Annotated in this window: 15 protein-coding genes; 7 read left to right on the top strand and 8 right to left on the bottom strand. The window is 65.5% G+C overall.

Annotated elements, in window-relative coordinates; translation table 11 throughout:
• Positions 1 to 57: 57 nt before the first annotated feature.
• The 7 genes from FHS75_RS15475 (at position 58) to FHS75_RS15445 (ending at position 9,252) form a co-directional block, all read left to right on the top strand.
• Positions 58 to 516 carry a cupin domain-containing protein gene (locus FHS75_RS15475; RefSeq protein WP_179408581.1) on the top strand — a complete coding sequence of 153 codons (459 nt, stop codon included), beginning with the start codon at positions 58 to 60 and terminating at the stop codon, positions 514 to 516.
• Positions 513 to 1,817 carry a M24 family metallopeptidase gene (locus tag FHS75_RS15470; RefSeq protein ID WP_179408580.1) on the top strand — a complete coding sequence of 435 codons (1,305 nt, stop codon included), beginning with the start codon at positions 513 to 515 and terminating at the stop codon, positions 1,815 to 1,817. Before FHS75_RS15475 ends, FHS75_RS15470 begins: the two co-directional genes overlap by 4 nt.
• Positions 1,818 to 1,829: 12 nt before the next feature.
• The gene (locus FHS75_RS15465; RefSeq protein WP_179408579.1) at positions 1,830 to 2,834 is read left to right on the top strand and encodes a thiamine pyrophosphate-dependent dehydrogenase E1 component subunit alpha; all 1,005 of its coding nucleotides are present in this window, start codon (positions 1,830 to 1,832) and stop codon (positions 2,832 to 2,834) included.
• A 14-nt stretch (positions 2,835 to 2,848) separates the two neighbouring features.
• Positions 2,849 to 3,835, top strand: coding sequence for an alpha-ketoacid dehydrogenase subunit beta (locus FHS75_RS15460; RefSeq protein WP_179408578.1), 987 nt, complete (start codon positions 2,849 to 2,851; stop codon positions 3,833 to 3,835).
• Positions 3,836 to 3,847: 12 nt separating this feature from the next.
• The gene (locus FHS75_RS15455) at positions 3,848 to 4,087 is read left to right on the top strand and encodes a biotin/lipoyl-containing protein (RefSeq protein ID WP_179408577.1); all 240 of its coding nucleotides are present in this window, start codon (positions 3,848 to 3,850) and stop codon (positions 4,085 to 4,087) included.
• Between the two features lie 59 nt (positions 4,088 to 4,146).
• The gene (locus FHS75_RS15450; protein ID WP_179408576.1) at positions 4,147 to 6,507 is read left to right on the top strand and encodes a membrane-bound PQQ-dependent dehydrogenase, glucose/quinate/shikimate family; all 2,361 of its coding nucleotides are present in this window, start codon (positions 4,147 to 4,149) and stop codon (positions 6,505 to 6,507) included.
• 114 nt (positions 6,508 to 6,621) lie between these two features.
• Entirely contained in the window at positions 6,622 to 9,252 is a 2,631-nt protein-coding gene (locus FHS75_RS15445; protein WP_179408575.1) for a Mur ligase family protein, read from the top strand.
• A gap of 12 nt (positions 9,253 to 9,264) precedes the next feature.
• Here FHS75_RS15445 and FHS75_RS15440 read toward each other — a convergent pair whose 3' ends face one another.
• The 8 genes from FHS75_RS15440 to FHS75_RS15405 all read right to left on the bottom strand — a co-directional run bounded on the left by FHS75_RS15440 (position 9,265) and on the right by FHS75_RS15405 (position 17,908).
• Positions 9,265 to 10,026, bottom strand: a complete 762-nt coding sequence (locus FHS75_RS15440; protein WP_218845297.1) for an SDR family NAD(P)-dependent oxidoreductase — start codon at positions 10,024 to 10,026, stop codon at positions 9,265 to 9,267.
• A 6-nt stretch (positions 10,027 to 10,032) separates the two neighbouring features.
• On the bottom strand, positions 10,033 to 12,096 hold the full coding sequence (locus FHS75_RS15435; protein WP_179408574.1) for a PQQ-dependent dehydrogenase, methanol/ethanol family: 2,064 nt from the start codon (positions 12,094 to 12,096) through the stop codon (positions 10,033 to 10,035).
• Between the two features lie 4 nt (positions 12,097 to 12,100).
• Positions 12,101 to 13,597, bottom strand: a complete 1,497-nt coding sequence (locus FHS75_RS15430; RefSeq protein ID WP_179408573.1) for an aldehyde dehydrogenase family protein — start codon at positions 13,595 to 13,597, stop codon at positions 12,101 to 12,103.
• A gap of 306 nt (positions 13,598 to 13,903) precedes the next feature.
• Positions 13,904 to 14,440: a nuclear transport factor 2 family protein gene (locus tag FHS75_RS15425; RefSeq protein ID WP_179408572.1), complete on the bottom strand. Its 537-nt coding sequence runs from the start codon at positions 14,438 to 14,440 to the stop codon at positions 13,904 to 13,906.
• A 157-nt stretch (positions 14,441 to 14,597) separates the two neighbouring features.
• Positions 14,598 to 15,623, bottom strand: a complete 1,026-nt coding sequence (locus FHS75_RS15420; RefSeq protein WP_179408571.1) for a DUF7064 domain-containing protein — start codon at positions 15,621 to 15,623, stop codon at positions 14,598 to 14,600.
• Between the two features lie 45 nt (positions 15,624 to 15,668).
• Entirely contained in the window at positions 15,669 to 16,049 is a 381-nt protein-coding gene (locus FHS75_RS15415; protein ID WP_179408570.1) for a nuclear transport factor 2 family protein, read from the bottom strand.
• Positions 16,046 to 17,098, bottom strand: a complete 1,053-nt coding sequence (locus tag FHS75_RS15410; protein WP_179408569.1) for a zinc-binding dehydrogenase — start codon at positions 17,096 to 17,098, stop codon at positions 16,046 to 16,048. The genes FHS75_RS15415 and FHS75_RS15410 overlap by 4 nt, the downstream gene beginning before the upstream one ends.
• A gap of 45 nt (positions 17,099 to 17,143) precedes the next feature.
• A complete protein-coding gene (locus FHS75_RS15405) occupies positions 17,144 to 17,908 on the bottom strand; it encodes an SDR family NAD(P)-dependent oxidoreductase (protein WP_179408568.1) in 765 nt (254 codons plus the stop codon).
• Positions 17,909 to 17,976: the final 68 nt, after the last annotated feature.

The raw sequence follows: 17,976 nt of genomic DNA, 5'->3' as shown, positions 1-17,976 counted from the left end.
GACCGCATCAATTCGCAACGAAACCGACCGAACCCACTCAACCCACGGAGACCACAGATGACCACTCCTCACGAACCCGGAAAGCTTGGCGACCTGATTGTCAACAAGGACGATTGCCACGAAGTCGAACTCGGCACCGGCACGACCATCCGCCTGCTTCGCTACAGCGAGGAAACCGGCGACTGGGTGCTGTTCGTCCACATGGAGCCGGGCGCCACGTTCGCGCCGCACTGGCACCTGGGCCACGGACAGTACTACGTCACCAAGGGCGAGCTGATCTACGACGTCGGCTCCGCCACTGCCGGGACCTACGGCTACGAGCCGATCGGTTCGCGCCATAACGAGGCGCACTGCAAGGAAGTGACCGAGTACCTGTTCATGGGCCACGGCGCGGTCGCCTTCACCGACGAGGAAGGCCAGATCCGCTTCATCCTCAACCACGAATTCCTGCGCGACATCGCCAGCGGCAAGACCGTGGGCAACGTCGCCAACGAAGGACTGGAAGAAGCAGCATGACCCATCCGGCCTCGAACCAGCGGGCGGACAGGCTGCGCTCGATGCTCGGGGCCGAGGGCCTCGACGCGGTCGTCCTGAGCCACCCGCACGACGTGCGCTACGCCACCGGCTACCACTCGATCCTCGAACGCTGGGGTCAGCAGGAGCCGGTGGCCGCCGCCATCGTCTACGCCGATCCCTCGAAACCGCTGACGCTCGTCATTCCCGAAGCGAACCTCGGCATCGTCGCCGTGCTCAACCGCGACGGCCCGGCCTGCTCCTTCGGCGAAGTTCGCAGTTTCGAGATGCTGAACTTCTGCGAGGTCAGCCGGTACATCGACCCCGATCGCAAGGGCGGGCAGCTGGCGGAAGACGCAACCGCGCTGGCCGACCTGATCAAGGGCGAATGCCAGCCGAACATCGTCGATGCCGTAGCCGTCGCGCTGGCCGACCACGGCATGACCGGCAAGACCATCGGCTTCGACGAGCCGCGGCTTTCGCAGAAGATCGAGCCGCGCGTGGCGCATAGCTACCGCGACGCGCTGGACTTCATGGTCCGCGTGCGCGTGGTCAAGACGCCCGACGAGCTGACCCGCTACCGCAAGCTGGGCAAGCTGGCCGACCGCGTCATCGCCCATGCAGGCTCCGTCCTGCACGAAGGCGCAGACTGGAACGACGTGCAGGCGCGCATCTGCGACTTCATGGTGCGCAACGACGTTATTCCCGTCGACGACGGCGCAATGCTGTTCGGTGGCGCGTACGAGGACGACGACTTCATTCCCGACCTCTTCCGCACGCAGGGCAACCGCAACCTTCGCCGCGGCGATATCGTGATCCTGGAGACGCAAGGCATCTACGACGGCTTCTGGATCGACATCAATCGCACGGCCGTGATCGGCAAGCCGAGCGACGAGTACCAGCGCCAGCACGACATCCTGCGCGATGCGTTCCTGATGATGGTGGACAAGCTGCGCCCCGGTGTTTCTACCGCGAGCCTTCCGGAGATCGGCTACGAGCACCTCAAGTCCAAGGGTGTGCCGACGCCCGAGAAACTGCTCGTCGTGGCACACGGGATCGGCATCATGCCGCTCGAAATCCCGCTTCCCTACCCTTCGGCAGGCCTGCACGGGGTGAAGGACGGATTCGTGTTGGAAGAAGGCATGCTGGTGTCGCTCGACAGCCTGTATTTCGGCGCGAAGCTCGGCCCGTGCCACATGGAAAACGTCTACGCGATCACCGGCGATGCGCCTGAATCGATGTACGCGGCGCCGCTCGAACTGATCGTCGCCGGCGAAACCGCCGAAGCCGAACCGGCGGAATAAGAAGGAAAATACATGTCTAAAATCGGCGACAACGATCCGAAGCTCGAGAAGTATCGCCGGATGCAGCGCATCCGGCAGTTCGAGGCGAAGGCAGAGGCGATTCACGCACAGGGCGAAATTCCCGGCGCGCTCCATACCTACGCCGGCATGGAAGCTTCGGGCGTCGGTGCCTGCATGGCGCTGCGCGACGACGACTACATGGTCGGCAACCACCGCAGCCATGGTCATCCCATTGCGAAAGGCGCCGAACTGCGCCCGCTGATGGCCGAACTGCTCGGCAAGAAGACCGGCGTCTGCCAGGGCAAGGGCGGCTCGATGCACCTGTCCGACTTCTCGATGGGCAGCCTGGGCGAGACGAGCATCGTCGGATCGGGCGGTCCGGTCGTCGCCGGTGCGGCGCTCGGCGCGAAGCTGCAGGGTTCGGACCGTGTCGCGTTGTGCTTTTTCGGTGACGGCGCGTCGAGCGAAGGCGCGATCCACGAGGGCATGAACCTCGCGGCTGTCTGGAAGCTGCCCGCGATCTTCGTGTGCGAAAACAACCGCTTCGGCATGTCGACGCCGACCAGCGATGCCGTAGCGGGCGAAAACGTCGCCGACCGTGCGCACGGCTACGGCATTCCGGGCGTCATCGTCGACGGACAGGACGTCGACGCGGTCGAGGAAGCCGTGCGCGAGGCGGTCGACCGTGCGCGGGCGGGCAAGGGTCCGACGCTGATCGAGACCAAGACCTATCGCTACGGCGACCACGCGGTGAACATGGGGCGCGAGCTTACGCCGCGCGGCCCCGAGCACGAGGACTGGCTGAAGCGAGACCCGATCGTGCTCTATCGCGAGCGCCTTGTGGAATCGGGTATCGACGAGGCCACTCTCGACGCCATCGAGAAGGAGGCCGGCGAAGCGGTAGAGGACGCGCTGAAGTTCGCGCGCGAGAGCGAATATCCCGAGTTCGCGGAAGCGTTCGACCACGTCTATTCGGAACGCCTGCCCATTCCCGAAGACGTCCAGGCCCACGCCTGAAGGAGAACAAGACCATGGCAAGAGCCACATTCCTGGACGCGATCCGCCAGGCACAGCAGGAAGAGATGGAGCGCGACGAGCGCGTCTTCCTCATGGGCGAGGACGTGCGCTGCAACGTCTTCGGCACGACCACGAATTTCGTCGACATGTTCGGCGACGAGCGCGTGCGCGATACACCGATTTCCGAGAACGGATTTGTCGGCGCGGCCGGCGGCGCGGCGATGGTCGGCATGCGCCCGATCGCCGACGTGACGATCTCCTCGTTTCTCTATCCCGCGATGGACCAGATCTGCTCGATCATCGCGAAATCGCGCTATATCTACGGCGGGCAGGCAAAGCTGCCGCTGGTGATCCGCTCGTGCCTTTTCTACGGCAACTCGAACGCGGCGCAGCACTCCGACCGGCCCTACTCGATGTTCATGAACATGCCGGGGCTGAAGATCATCGCGCCGTCGAACGCCTACGACATGAAGGGCCTGCTCAAGGCCGCGATCCGTGACGACGATCCGGTGCTGTCCTTCGAGGACTCGACCTGCTGGATGGCCAAGTCGGACATCCCCGAGGGCGAGGATCTGGTGATCCCGCTTGGCAAGGGCGACATCAAGCGCGAGGGCAGGGACGTCACGATCATCGCCATCGCCGGCGCGGTGAACACCGCGCTCAAGGCGGCGAAGGAGCTGGAGAGCGAGGGCATTTCGGCAGAGATCGTCGACCCCCGCACGCTGGTCCCGCTCGACAAGGAACTGATCCTGCAGTCAGTCCGCAAGACCGGTCGCGCGATCTGCGTCGACGTGGCGCACCAGACCTGCAGCGCGGCCAGCGAGATTTCGGCGATCATCGTGGAGAACGAGTTCGAATCGCTCAAAGGACCGGTCCTGCGAGTGACGACGCCCGACACCCACCTGCCGTTCAGCCCGCACATCGAAAAGCCGCTCTACCCCACGGTCGAGCGCATTGTCGCGGCGGCGAAGAAGGTCGTCGGCCAGCGGCAGCCCGCATAAGGAGTTCAGGAAATGGCAGACCACACAGTGGTCCTCCCGCAGTTCGGGATGGGCATGAAGGACGGCGAGATCGTCAAGTGGCTGAAAGCCGTGGGTGACAGCGTCACCGAAGGCGAACCGCTGGTCGAGGTCGAAGCGGCGAAGACCGAGGTCGAGGTACCCTCGCCGGTGACCGGTACCTTGAAGCAGATCGTCGCGGAAGAGGGATCGACCGTCGACGTGCGCGAAGCAATCGCAATCATCGAAGTCTGACAGGGCAAAGGACCTGACGGAGCGTCGGCGGGGCGACGCTCCATCGAGAGGAACGCAGGATGATGGGTGGGATCGGGCTCGGCGGGGTTTTCCGCTGGATCGTAGGACTTTTGCTGCTCGCGACGGGTGTCGTGCTGCTGATCGGGGGGGCGAGGCTGCTCTCTCTCGGCGGCTCGGCCTACTATGTGCTGGCGGGTGTTGCCTGCACCGCGTCGGCGGTGCTGCTGCTGAAGCGCAGCAGGCTTTCGTTCTGGATATTCGCGGCCTTTCTCGCCGCCACGGCGGTCTGGTCGGTGTGGGAAGTCGGCTTCGACTTCTGGCAGCTTCTCCCACGCCTGTGCGGCCCCGCCGTCGTCGGCGTCGTGCTTGCCCTCGTCCCTCTCGGCAAGCGGAAGGCCACGCATCCTGCCGACCGTCACGATCCCGGACGCACCGCGCGCTTTGCCGATCTCGGCGTATCGCTGGCAAGCTTCGTGCTTCTGATCGCGGCCGCGCTGGCGGGCGGAGACGAAGGGGAGGCCGCTGTCCGGGGTAGCGGGGCGACGGTCGCGAGCGCGCCGGGCGATACCGGCTGGACCGCCTACGGGGCGGATGCGGGCGGCCTGCGCCATTCGGGCGCGGCCCAGATCACTCCCGCCAACGTCACTTCGCTCGAACAGGCCTGGGCGTTCGAGACCGGCGTGAGCAATGCCAAGCGGCCCGACATCAAGGGGACCGTCTCCTTCATGGCGACCCCGATCATGGTCGAGGACCGCCTGGTCTTCTGCGAGCCGACCGGCGCCGTCGTCGCGCTCGATCCCGACACCGGCAAGCGGATCTGGCGGCGCGATCCGGGTATCGACCCGGGCGACGCACAGATGCTCAACTGCCGCGGCGTTTCCTATCACAAGGCCGCAGACGCCGCGGAAGGGACCTGCTCCTCGCGCATAATCAACGCTGCCATCGACGGCAGGCTGATGGCCACCGACGTGCGGACCGGCGCCCCCTGCCCCGGCTTCGGCGCCGAGGGCGAGATTTCGCTGCGCGAAGGGCTCGGCGACTTTACGCCATACCACAGCTACACGTCCTCGCCCCCGGCGATCGTCGGCGACACGGCCATCCTCGGCGGGTACGTGCTCGACAACGTTTCGAGCAAGGACGTCTCCGGCGTCGTTCGTGCCTACGACGTGAAAACCGGCGAACTCCTCTGGGCATGGGACAGCGGCCGCGCGCCCGACGACCAGGGCATCGAGGACGGAAAGGGCTGGACGCCAAGCTCGCCCAACGCATGGAGCGTTTTCAGCGCCGATCCGGAACTGGGCCTCGTCTTCCTGCCCATGGGCAATGCGACTCCCGACGCGGTCGGCACCCACCGCACGCCCGACCTGGAGCGCTATGCCAGCTCGATCGTCGCGCTCGATGTCGAAACCGGCCTTCCCCGCTGGCACTTCCAGACGGTCCACCACGACCTCTGGGATTTCGACGTTCCGGCACAACCCGTCCTGTTCGACATGCCGACAGGTTCGGGAACGACCCCGGCCGTCGCCGTACCTACCAAGCAGGGCCAGATCTTCGTCCTCGACCGCCGTACCGGCGAACCGCTGACGGGGATCGAGGAACGTCCGGTCCCCCAGGGCGACCTGCCGGGCGAGACCTACTCTCCGACACAGCCCTATGTCACCGGCTTCCCCTCTTTCGAACCGGCCGACCTTACCGAGAAAGGCATGTGGGGCACGACCCCGCTCGACCAGATGTGGTGCCGCATCCGCTTTCGTTCGATGGATTACGAAGGGCCGTACACGCCGCCCTCGCTGCGCGGTTCGATCCAGTGGCCGGGTATCTTCGGCATTCTCAACTGGGGAAGCGTCAGCATCGATCCGGCGCGCGGGATGATGATCGTGAACACTTCCGCCGTGCCGCAGCAAGTTCGCCTGTTCCCGCGCTCGGGCGAGGACGGGACGCGTGAGACCGGCACGCATGCCGCCGGCTACCTTCCGCAGGAAGGAACGGATTACGGGGTCAGCCTGCTACCGCTGATTTCGCCGCTCGGCCTCCCCTGCCATGCGCCGCCCTGGGGTCACATCTCGGCCATCGACCTGAAGACCCGTGAACTCGCCTGGCAGCGTCCACTCGGCACGACCGAGGATGTGGCTCCGCTCGGCATCTCGGTGCCCGGCGTGTTCAACCTCGGCGGCTCGGCCACGACTGCCAGCGGACTGGTCTTCATCGGCGCTGCCATCGACGACTACCTGCGCGCGTTCGACATCGAGAGCGGCCGCGAAGTCTGGCGCGGAAGGCTGCCAGCGGGAGGCCAGGCAACTCCGATGACCTACGTTTCCGAAAAGACAGGGAAGCAGTACGTTGTGATCGCCGCCGGGGGGCATGGCTTCCTCGGCTCGAAAGTCGGAGATTCGGTCGTCGCTTTCGCGCTGCCCGACTGAACCCGGCCACGTTCGACCCCGGCGGGAGCGGACCGGTCTTGCATCCGCGCAGGCGCTGGACCACGCTGCGGTCCTCCCAACGGCATGCAAACCATCGATACCGGTCCCGCCCGAATGCCTCTTGTAACCCTTCTGGACGGGCACTTCTTTAGCGGCCCGAACATCCATGCCGATCGTTCGTCGGTCCTGCTGCGGACGGAGTTGGGCGAGCATGCGGACAGCGCCTTCGCGCCGCCGTCGGTGGACCGCGATGCGCTCGATGCCATGGGGCGCGACCCTCGCCTTGCCGGCCTCGCCCGGCTGGTCGGTTCAGAGCTATCGGGCCGGAAGATCCCTGCACGAGCCGCCGATCTGATGCTCGCGCTCGCTGCGCGGTTGCAGGAGCGGTTCGTCCTTACCGCACAGCCGGGCAGGATAGCGAGCCGCAGCGGCTCCATCGTCTTGTCCGTTGTGCCGGCCGACAGCGAAGCAGTCGGCGCGAGAGCATGGCGTTTCGCCTGTTCCGCTGTCCTGTCCCTCACCGACCCGCAGCAATATTCCCGCGAGGCGGATGAACTGGCGAAACTGGCCGAGGATTTCGGCCGCGTGGCGAAGACATCTTCGCCCGACATCCTGACGCTGGCGCTGGCCCGTTCCGCCCGCAAGCTCGGACTGCCCGTCTACCCCGCCCCGCTCGGGGAGATGCGGATCGGACAGGGCGCGCGCGGGCGCTATGTGCGGCAGACGCTGATCGAGCCGGTCGGGCACTTTGCGGTGACCCACGCGGGGAACAAGTGGGCGACACTGCGGCTGATGAACCAAGCGGGCCTGCCGACATTGCCGTCCTTGCTGGCCGCAAGCGAAGAGCAGGCCGTGCAGATCGCGGCGAAACTGGCCGGTCCGGTCGCGGTCAAACCCGCATCGAGCGACAAGGGTGTCGGCGTCAGCGTCGATCTGCAGGGCGAGGACGCCGTTCGGGTGGCCTACCGCACCGCCGCACGGAACGGACCGCTGGTCCTGATCGAGAAATTCGCGAAAGCCCACGATCACCGGCTGCTGGTGGTGGACGGGAAATTGATCGCCGCCGCCCGGCGTATTCCCGCTCAGGTGACCGGAGACGGCAAGCGCACGGTCGCGCAACTTGTCGACGAGCTGAATTCCGATCCCCGGCGCGGGACGGGTTACAGCGACGTGCTCGAACGTATCGTCCCCGACCGGCGGATGGAGGCTCTGCTGGCACGCCAGTCGCTGGCGCTCGACGGCATCCCGGCCGAAGGTCGCACGGTCAGGCTCTCGAATGCCGGGAACATCTCCCAGGGCGGCACTGCGGTGCCGGTCGAGATGCACCCCGACAACGTGGCGGCGGCGGAGCGGGCTGCCCGCGTGCTGCGCCTCGATGTCGCAGGGGTGGATTTTCTGTCGCCCGATTCATCGCGGTCATGGCGCGAGGGCGAGGGCTGGATTCTCGAGGTCAACGCACCGCCCGGCCTGCGCCCGCACTGGGTCGCGGACCCCGAGCAGGACGTCGTCTCGCCAATCGTGCGGTCGAGTTTCCCCGATTCAGAAGCGGGCCGCATCCCGGTGGTCGGCGTTACCGGCAGCCTCGGCAAGACGACGACGTGCCAGGTCCTCGCACATATCGGACGCAAGGCGGGCAAGACCGTCGGACTCACGACCACGCAGGGTACCTGGTCGGGCACGTTCAGGATCAGAAACGAGGACAGTTCCGGCGGCGCGGCGGCGCTGCAACTGCTGGCCGATCCGACAGTCGAGATGGGCGTATTCGAGCTGGCGAGAGGCTCGCTGCTCAAATGGGGAATGGCGCTCGAAGAACTCGACGTGGCAATTGTCCTTAATGTCCACGACAACCACATCGGCCTCGACGGGATCGAAACGCAGACCCAGCTGGCGGCGATCAAGTCACTGCCGGCAAGACATGCAAGGAAGGCGGTCGTGCTCAATGCCGGCGATCCGCTTGTGCTCGCCATGCAGAAGCCTGCTTCCGCACCCGTTACCCTCTTCAGCTTCAGCGCAGACAATGACGCCGTCGCCCGCCACCGCGAAAACGGAGGGCTTGTCGCGACGCGGGTGGACACGGCGGAAGGCCCCGCGATCCGCTTGCAGCAAGCAACGCGCATCCTTTTCGAGATGCCGCTTTCGCAGGTGCCCGCAAGCCGATGCGGACGTTCGCGGTCGGTCACGGAAAATGTGCTGGCTGCGGTGTGCGCGGCCTATCATCTCGGCTTTTCGCAAGCCCGGATACGCGACGGGCTTTCGGATTTCACATCGGACATCGATCAGAACCCGGCCCGGCACAACTGGATCGAAGGGCTGCCGTTCGAACTGGTCATGAACGAGGTGGACGGACCGAAAGCGCTCGAAGACATCGCAGATACCTTCGCCGCGGAACCGGTCGATGGCACAGACCGGATCGTGCTTGTCGCCGCGGGCAACCGGCCGGATGAGTGGATCAGGGAAATCGGAAGGGCTGCCGGAAGGCGGTTCGACGTGTATCACTGCGCCGAAGCGCCAGCCTACCTTCGCGGTCGCCAGCCGGGTGCCGTACCCACCCTTCTCGCCGCAGGGCTGCGCGATGCAGGCGTGCCTGAGGACGCAATACAGATCCACCCGATCGACGAGGATTACCTGACGATCGTGCTCGAAACGGCGCGCGCAGGCGATCGCGTCCTGCTTACGACCGACACGCTCGAAGAATTGCGCAGGAAAATCGACGCGTTTCTCGGACGTCAGCAGGAATCGGCCTGACGACTCCCGCCGTCAGAGGTGCATGCCGCCGCTCGCCTCGATGATCTGACCCGTTACCCAGCCGCTCGCCGGACCCGCAAGGAACCCGACGACGCGGGCGATGTCCTCGGGCTCGCCGATGCGACCGAGCGCGGCAGCCTGGGCGAGCTGGGCGACTATGGTCTCGTCCTCGAAAAGCACGGGATTGAAATCGGTGCGGGTCGCGCCGGGGCAGACCGCGTTGACCGTGATGCCGCGCGCACCGAGTTCCTGTGCAAGCGAAACGGTGAAGTGGTTCACCGCCGCCTTGCTCATCGCGTAGGCGATGCACGAGCCGTAGGCAGTGCGGCTGACCATCGACGAGATGTTCACGATCCGCCCGCCGTCGTTCATCTGCGGAAGCACGGCGCGGGTCACGAGGAACGGGCCCTTGGCGTTGACGTCCATCATCGCGTCGAACAGCGCATCGTCGGTGTCTCCGACGCTGCCCATCTCACCGATGCCCGCATTGTTGACGAGAATGTCGATGGAACCCAGGCGATCCTTCGCCGTGGCGACCAGGCGTTCCACGTCGCTGCGATCGGAGACGTCGGCCTGTATGGCGTACGCCGTGCCCCCCTTGTCCACGATCGCCTTCACGACTTCGTCCGCAGCGGACTTGTCCGAACGGTAGTTGACGCAGACCGCCGCGCCCTCGCCACCCAATTGCAGCGCGATCGCGCGCCCTATTCCGCGCGAACCACCGGTCACGAGCGCGGTCCTGCCTGCCAGGCTACCCGATTGCGCCATCATCATGCCTCCTCATTTATCGGCCATCTGCCTTGCAGCTTCAAGGTGCGCGCGCGAAGCGACGTAGGCGCGGATGGCTTCGGCCTGCTGGGGCGTCATGTAGTCGCCGAACCCGGCCATACCACGGCTTGCGAGGACGCCATCGATGACGACCGCCTTCCAGGCTTCCTTGCTTGCGAGAACGCCAGAACGCTTGAGGTCGGGGACGATGCCGGCACTCATCGTGCCCATCGCGTGGCATGCGGCGCAGACCTGTCCGAACAGCGCCTTGCCTTCCTCGACCTGGGCGGGCGTGAAATCCTGCGAGACCTTGGTCAGGGCACGACGCACCTGCGGTGTATCGGGAAGCGTCTTGTCGCCGCCCAGCGCGAAGACCAGTATCCGCCCTTCCGGCCAGGTGCGCGGTCCCTCGAACGAGGGCAGCGAAAGCGCGAACCCACCGCCCGCGCCCGCCGCGATCGCGACGTACTGCTTGCCGTCGATCCGGTAGCTGACCGGTGCGGGCAGGATCGGCGACTTCGCATCGAAGCGCCACAGCACCTTGCCGGTCCCGGCGTGGTAGGCCTGGAACGTGCCATCGTTGAGGCCCTGGAACACGAGGTTTCCCGAGGTCGCGAGCACGCCGCCGTGCCAGGTTCCCTCGTGCTCGACTTTCCAGACCGGCTTCTGTGCGACCGGGTCCCAGGCGATAAGGCGGCCCTGGATAGCCTCCTTCATCGCGGCTCGCTCCTCGGGCGTCTCGGGAAGCGGCGTGCTCATCATGTCGACGCCCAGGTTCCAAAGGTCGGGCTCGAAGCGGAACTTCTCGTCTTTCGTGTAGAGGAACGGCACCTGCTGCGCCGGGATGTAGACGAGCCCGGTGCGCGGATCGAACGACATCGGCTGCCAGTTGTGCGCGCCCGAAGCGCCCGACGTCGCGAGGAAAGGCTTGTCGCGGAAGCGTGCACCCTCCGTTTCGACCGGACGACCGGTTTCGAGATCGATGCGCTCGGCCCAGTTGGCGGGGACGAACTTCTCGGCGGAGATCAGGCTGCCGTCGGTGCGGTCGATGACATAAAAGAACCCGTTCTTCGGCGCGTGCAGGATGACCTTGCGCTTCCGCCCGTCGATCTCGAGGTCGGCCAGCGTCATCTGCTGGGCTGCGGTGAAGTCCCAGGTTTCGCCCGGAACCTGCTGGTAATGCCAGATATATTCGCCGGTATCCGGATCGAGCGCGACGATCGAGCTGAGGAACAGGTTGTCGCCCTTGTCCTCCGAGCGGATCACCCGGTTCCACGGGCCGCCGTTGCCGGTACCGATGTAGAGCCGGTCGAGTTCCTCGTCGTAGACGATCGAGTCCCATACCGTTCCGCCGCCGCCGTAGCGCCAGTAATCGTCGCCGAACCAGGTTTCGCGCGCGAGCTTTTCGAGCACCTCGTCGGAGGCTGCGCCGTCGGGCTTGCCCGGTTCGCCGGGCACCACCCAGAACCGCCAGCGAAGCTCGCCGGTCTGCTGGTCGTATGCCGAAACATAGCCGCGCGCGCCATATTCGCCGCCGCCGTTGCCGATGAAGACCAGGCCCTTGGCGACACGCGGCGCGCCGGTGATCGTGTAGGGCTTCTCGCGGTCGGTGGTCTGCGTGTCCCACAGTTTCTCGCCGGTTTCGGCATCGAGCGCCACCAGTCGCCCGTCGATGGTGCCGACGAATACGCGGCCATTTTCGAACGCCGCGCCGCGATTGACCACGTCGCAGCAGGCGCTGAGTGCGAATTCGCCCGGAACCTCGGGGTCGAAGCGCCACTTCTCCTCACCGGTGACGGCATCGAGCGCGACCACCTTCGACCAGGGCAGCGTTGCATACATCGTGCGCCCGACCACCAGCGGCGTCGTCTCGAGCCCCCGGCTCGAACCGAGATCGGCGTACCACGCAAGGCCGAGGCCCGCGACGTTGCCGGTATCGATCGCATCGAGATCGGCGAAGCGCTGCTCGTCGCTGCCGCCGTTGTAGCTCTGCCATCCCACGTCGGGCGTATCGGTTGCCGCGACGACGGTGACGCCGAGCAGACCCGCCGCAAGTGCGGTAACTATCCTGCGCATGGGATCAGCCTTCGGGGTCGAGCTGGATGAAGACTGACTTCGTCTCGGTGAAGGCGTCCATCACCTCGGACCCCATCTCGCGACCCCAGCCGCTCTCCTTGAAGCCGCCGAAGGGCATCGAGGGATGGACCGTGCCGTAGCAGTTGATCCACACGTTGCCCGCATCGATCCGCCGCGCGATAAGGTGCGCCTTGTTGACGCTGCGCGTGAAGATGCCGGAGCCCAGACCGTAGCGGGTATCGTTGGCCAGCTTCACCACCTCGTCGATGTCGTCGAAGCGCGTCGCGACGAGGACCGGGCCGAAGATTTCCTCGCGCGAGATCGCCATGTCCTGGCTGATATCGGCAAAGATCGTCGGCTCGAGGAAGAAGCCCCGGTCGCCGACGCGACTGCCGCCGGTCACTACCGATGCGCCGGCCTGGCGTCCCTTTTCGAGGTAGCCGAGCACCTTCTCGTGCTGGGCCTGCGAGATCAGCGGGCCAAGCAGGTTATCGGGATCGAAGCCCGAGCCGACCTTGAGGTTCTTCGCGAACTCGGCAACGCCCTCGACCACCTGATCGTACACGCTCGAGTGGACGTAGAGGCGCGAGCCGGCGAAGCAGACCTGGCCGGTGTTGGCGAAGATCGCCATCGCGACCTGCGGGATCGACTTTTCGATATCGGCATCGGCGCACACGATCGCGGGCGACTTGCCGCCCAGTTCGAGAGTCACGCGCTTGAGGTTGCCGGCCGAGCTTTGCACGATCTTCTTGCCGGTCATGGTCGAGCCGGTGAAGCTGATCTTGTCGACATCCGGGTGATCGGCCAGTGCCTGCCCCGCGACGGGGCCGTAGCCGGGAATGACGTTGAGCACGCCGTCGGGAATTCCCGCCTCCAGCGCAAGCTTGCCCAGCAGCAACGCCGAAAGCGGCGTGTTCTCGGCAGGCTTGACGACCACCGAGTTGCCCGCCGCCAGCGCCGGGGCGACCTTGATGATGAATGTCCCGGCAGGCGCGTTCCACGGGATCACGAGTGCGACCACGCCGACCGGCTGGACGATGGTATAGGACTGCATGTCGACGCCCCCGCCCGACATCGCGGAGGATGCATCGCGACCGAAGATGCGCGTTGCCTCGCCCGCGAAGTGGCGTGTCCAGCTTTCGCACGAATTCGCTTCCCACTGCGCGAAGGCCAGCGGCATGCCGTTGTCGACGACTTCGAGATGGGCAAGCTTCTCGGCGTTTTCCTGGATCAGGTCGGCGAAGCGCCAGAGGATGCGACGGCGTTCGTCGGCGGGAAGCCCCCGCCAGCGGCCGTCCTCGAAGCTCTGGCGCGCCGCGGCGACGGCCCGGTTCACGTCGTCGGCCGAAGCGCTGCTGGTGCGCGCGACCTCGTCGCCCGTCGCAGGATCGATCACCGCGATCGGCTCTCCGCTGCCGCGAACGATCTTGCCGCCGATGATGAGGTCGTGCTCCTCGCTCAGGAAATCCTGCGTGGCGCGGATCGGTTGCTGTACACCCATCTGAAATCTCTCCAAAAACTGCCGCGTCGAGCGGTCTGATCAGGGCCGCGGACCGACAGGTCGTCGTCCGCTTGCTTTACCGTCTTACATAACCGACCCCGGGCGGTCATATCAACCAATTAAGCACGCCACAGTAATTGCGCGTGGTGATTTCGCCCGGATCGTGCGGACGATACCGCCGGTCGCCGTCGTATCCCGGCAAACTTTCCCGAACTACATGCGAAATCTTGCCGAAACCGGCACATGCAGGACTTGTGATAATTTAATGAGTTGTACTCATTTTTATGGCCGCGAAGTCGGTGTCGCTCAGCGATAGGGCAGCTTGTCGCGCTCGGGATGCGGTCCGCGAGTCTCGCCGATCCGGTTGAGTGCGTCCATGTCTCCCTCGAGCGGGATTTCCGGAATCTGCGATCCGCCGACAAGGATATGCTTGCGCGAGGAGATGCCCCAGCGCCCGTCGCGCTTTTCAAGCGTATCGAGGTAATAGCCCGCGAATACGCTGAGTCCATCGGGCACGGGCTTGTCGACTTCGGGCGATGCGATCGACAGGTGGTAGCCGCTGGCCTTCGCCGAATTGCCGGTTACCGACAGCCGGACGTTGGAAACCATGTGCATGCGCCGCCCCAGCGACTTTTCGACGTCCATCACCACCGGCTTGAAGTCCCTGCCAGACCCCTGGAAAAAGCCGTAGTCGATCTCAGCGTCGTCCCAGAAGACCTTGTCGAGCAACTCCATGTCGATCCAGTCGAGCGCCAGCGCGTAGTCCGCCAATACCTTCTCGATCGCGCGTTCGTCCTCGACGATTGCCAGCCGTTCTTCGACGGATTGCATTTCCTTGGTCATCTCGCATCTTCTCCTGTCGGTTCGCGGGGCCGCTGCCCCGCCTTGTCGTACCCATGTTGCCGGGTCGCCAGCGCTTGACGAGCCTAGCGCTTGCCCGGCGCGGAACCACCTGAACTAAATGGTACTAATGCCTCTGCCCCGCCCGGCGGCCCGATCATCATCGCGAGGCCGTGGACATTGCGCGGATATAGTCGGGCGATTGAAACTCCTGCAGGTCGCCCCATCCGGTTTCGCCGTCGAGTTCCCAGCGAGCCATGCATACCTGCGCGCTCATGTTCGGCCAGTTGCTCCACGGTACGGAGGCTTCGACCGTGCCGTCGATGCGATATTGGCGCCCGAGCGTGTCTACCAGAACAACCTGCGCGGTCAGCGGCGCCAGCGTATCGGGATCGCGCCGCGTGACCTGGGAGGCGCTCCGCAGCCGGAATGCCTCGCCATCGCGATAAAGCCAGCCCTCGCGGAAGATTTTTTCGGGTGTTTCCATCCTGCCCAGCCAATCCGGCTTCAATTGCGGATCGTCATAGGCGCAAAGATGCCAGGAGATGCCCGCCCGCGCGAACGTGCCCGTCATCCAGGTGAAGGGCGGGATCGGATAGCGATGTTCGGGCCGCGCTTCTCCCCACGACCTGTCGCGCAGCCCGTGTCCGCTCACTGCGTATTCGCGCCCGTCAAGGACCATGTGTCCTTCGGTGCGGAGAACCTGGTCGAAATGGTGATCGTTCGCCCTGACGATCGGCGGCGAGGCGGGGACGAAATTCACGTCCACGAAGTTGGACCGATCCGGATCGGCATATGTCAGGTGCACCGATCCCGGTTCGTCCGTCGCCCGCAGGCGTAGACTGTTCGGAAAGCGGACGTCCTTGCCCCCGTCGGTCCCTTCGCGAACGATGGAGGCCGGGAGAAATGCGCGAAAATCCATCAGTTCGGCGTCGAGGTGCGTCCGCTTGCGACCGCGATAGACGGTGATCCCGCTTGTCAGCACGTCGAGGTTGGGGTGAACCCAGACGTAGGCCCACGCGCCGATCTTCGCCTCGGGCACGTACCACATGTACAGCCAGGTCTCGCTTACCGTCGGGTCGCTGCTTTCGGGCTTGCCGTGGAGGAACTCGTCCTCGCTTCGGTAGGAGCCGAAATCCCTGCCGCTACCTCCGGTGGACCAGTCGATATGGGGCTTCTCGCTCATCTTTTCCGATTGTCCTTCCGAACCCACATGGCACCGACGCGCGGACTAAAGCGGACGCAGCGCATAGCGTTTCACCAGATCGTCCGCGATCTCGAACCAGACCATGAAGCTGCGATCCGGTCCGGGGCCCTCGACCGCGCCGATGAAGGCGCCCTTGTTGCCCTCCATCACCATCTCTCGAACATGGTGGGTGATCCCCGCATCCTTCAGTTGCGGGATGCGCGCGCTGAGCAGCGCATGCACGGCATCGCGTCCATGGAGGTGGCTCGGCTCGCCCCGGGCGAATTCGTGATGAGCCCAGACCTGCGCGTGGCTCCAGTCGACATCGGGATGGAACGCCGTGACCGCCGTATCCATGTCGCCCTTGTCGACATGGCCGTAGTAGATGTCCTGGAAGAGGTGGTGGGCGAGCGCCTTTTCGGTCATGTCGTCTCCGTGGCTTGCGAAATCCTGATTTGCGCGGGGTTGATAAGGCCGTGCCGCGACTTGTTCAGCGTCAGATCGAACGCTTCGGGCAGGCGTTCCAGACCGTCGAGCGTGCAGCCGATCAGCGGATCGACCCTGACCCGCCCGTCGCTCGCCAGCGCCACGGTGCGTTCGAACAGCGCTCTTGTCAGGACCGACGGGAAGGCAAAGCGGATCGAGCGAAAGCGGAAGTCGGCATAGGGCAGGACGGCGGCGTCGCCATCGAAAGCGAGGCCGATAACCCGAGCCTCGTCCCGCGCCATGCGGGCCGCCTGGATCATGGTCGTGTTGCCGGCAAGGCCGCGCGACACCGGGCCGCCCGCGCATTCGAACACCACATCCGCGCCGTTTCCGCCGGTAAGCTTCCTGACGGCCTCGACCGGATCTTCGCTGCTTGCATCCACCACGTCGTCGGCACCGAGCGCGAGCGCGAGGTCGAGCGCTTCGCGCCTGCGGCCGACCGCGACGACGCGGCCTGCCCCGGCTGCCCGCGCCGCCTGAAGGCAACCGAAACCCATCGCCCCCAGCCCGATCACGACTGCCGTCTCGTCCAGCCGCGGCGCGGCGGCATGGGCGGCGGCGACGCAATCGGTCAGCGCCTGTATCGCCGCACCGGCGCTGTCGCTCACGGACGGTGGCAGAGGGGCAAGCAGGCTTTCGGGAAACACGCCGAACTCGGCGAATGCACCGGGGTAATCGAAACCGACGATGCCTTCGGGATGCGACCCCCTCGCCGCGACGCGATCGCCTGCCTTCAGGGTGGTGACGCCCTCACCCAGAGCCACGACCTGCGCGGAAAATTCATGTCCGAACAGGGCGCCGGGACCTTCGCGCAGGCGGCGCGCGATGATCTCGTGGCCATAGGTCCGTTCGCCCTCGAAAAGCAGGATTTCGGTGATGCTGGGCTGTGCGACCAGCACCTTTACCTTCACCCAGCCGGGCTTCGGATCGGGTGGGTCCCGCTCCTCCAGCCGCATGTCGCCATAGCCGTGCGTTATCCAGGCTTTCATCGCCTGCAAGCTAGCCCCGCGGGCCGGCAAGGACGGTCAAGGCGATCACCTCGGAGCCATGCGGATCGCACCGTCGAGGCGGATCGTCTCGCCGTTGAGCATCGGGTTGGCGACGATCTGTTCGACCATCAGCGCGTATTCCTCGGGCTTGCCGAGGCGGTTTGGGAACGGGACCTGCTTGCCGAGCGAGTCCTGCGCTTCCTGCGGAAGCCCCGCCAGCATCGGCGTCCAGAAGATGCCCGGAGCGATGGTCATGACACGGATTCCGTAGCGGGCGAATTCGCGCGCGATTGGCAGGCACATGCCCGCGACCCCGCCCTTGGAAGCGGAATAGGCCGCCTGCCCGATCTGACCCTCGAACGCGGCGACGCTGGCCGTGTTGACGATGACGCCGCGCTCTTCGTCGCCGACCGTTTCGGCATCGTGAAGACGTGCGGCGAACTTCGAGAGCACGTTGAACGTGCCGATGAGGTTGATGTTCACCAGCTTCGCGAAATCGGCCAGAGGCATCGCCGAGCCATCGCGGGCGATGACCTTGGCTGGGGGCGCGATGCCCGCGCAACTGACGAGGATACGCGCCTTGCCGTTGGCGGCTTCGGCTTCTGCGAGCGCAGCATCGACTTCCGCCTCGCTGGTCACGTCGACGCGGTGGAATCGGCCGCCGATCCTGCCTGCATGGGCCTGCCCCGCTTCCTCGTTGAGATCGAAGATCGTGACCTTCGCGCCTGCCGCCGCCAGCCGCTCGGCCGTTGCTCCGCCAAGGCCCGATGCGCCTCCGGTTACGATTGCTGCAAGTCCCTCGATCTTCATTCCTGCCTCCTGCTGATCGGAACGCGGCTTCTGATCCGGCCGATTTCCTGGCGAATATCGAACGGTTC

The sequence above is a fragment of the Novosphingobium marinum genome, assembly GCF_013408095.1.
Taxonomy (GTDB): Bacteria; Pseudomonadota; Alphaproteobacteria; order Sphingomonadales; family Sphingomonadaceae; genus Novosphingobium; species Novosphingobium marinum.
The sequence above is the reverse complement of the archived record's forward strand: the minus strand, read 5'-3'. Positions and strand labels throughout refer to the sequence as shown.

Excerpts from the sequence above, each read along its gene's own strand:
- FHS75_RS15475 (WP_179408581.1), top strand. The coding sequence starts at position 58 with ATGACCACTCCTCACGAACCCGGAAAGCTTGGCGACCTGATTGTCAAC.
- FHS75_RS15470 (WP_179408580.1), top strand. The coding sequence starts at position 513 with ATGACCCATCCGGCCTCGAACCAGCGGGCGGACAGGCTGCGCTCGATG.
- FHS75_RS15465 (WP_179408579.1), top strand. The coding sequence starts at position 1,830 with ATGTCTAAAATCGGCGACAACGATCCGAAGCTCGAGAAGTATCGCCGG.
- FHS75_RS15460 (WP_179408578.1), top strand. The coding sequence starts at position 2,849 with ATGGCAAGAGCCACATTCCTGGACGCGATCCGCCAGGCACAGCAGGAA.
- FHS75_RS15455 (WP_179408577.1), top strand. The coding sequence starts at position 3,848 with ATGGCAGACCACACAGTGGTCCTCCCGCAGTTCGGGATGGGCATGAAG.
- FHS75_RS15450 (WP_179408576.1), top strand. The coding sequence starts at position 4,147 with ATGATGGGTGGGATCGGGCTCGGCGGGGTTTTCCGCTGGATCGTAGGA.
- FHS75_RS15445 (WP_179408575.1), top strand. The coding sequence starts at position 6,622 with ATGCCTCTTGTAACCCTTCTGGACGGGCACTTCTTTAGCGGCCCGAAC.
- FHS75_RS15440 (WP_218845297.1), bottom strand. The coding sequence starts at position 10,026 with ATGATGATGGCGCAATCGGGTAGCCTGGCAGGCAGGACCGCGCTCGTG.
- FHS75_RS15435 (WP_179408574.1), bottom strand. The coding sequence starts at position 12,096 with ATGCGCAGGATAGTTACCGCACTTGCGGCGGGTCTGCTCGGCGTCACC.
- FHS75_RS15430 (WP_179408573.1), bottom strand. The coding sequence starts at position 13,597 with ATGGGTGTACAGCAACCGATCCGCGCCACGCAGGATTTCCTGAGCGAG.
- FHS75_RS15425 (WP_179408572.1), bottom strand. The coding sequence starts at position 14,440 with ATGACCAAGGAAATGCAATCCGTCGAAGAACGGCTGGCAATCGTCGAG.
- FHS75_RS15420 (WP_179408571.1), bottom strand. The coding sequence starts at position 15,623 with ATGAGCGAGAAGCCCCATATCGACTGGTCCACCGGAGGTAGCGGCAGG.
- FHS75_RS15415 (WP_179408570.1), bottom strand. The coding sequence starts at position 16,049 with ATGACCGAAAAGGCGCTCGCCCACCACCTCTTCCAGGACATCTACTAC.
- FHS75_RS15410 (WP_179408569.1), bottom strand. The coding sequence starts at position 17,098 with ATGAAAGCCTGGATAACGCACGGCTATGGCGACATGCGGCTGGAGGAG.
- FHS75_RS15405 (WP_179408568.1), bottom strand. The coding sequence starts at position 17,908 with ATGAAGATCGAGGGACTTGCAGCAATCGTAACCGGAGGCGCATCGGGC.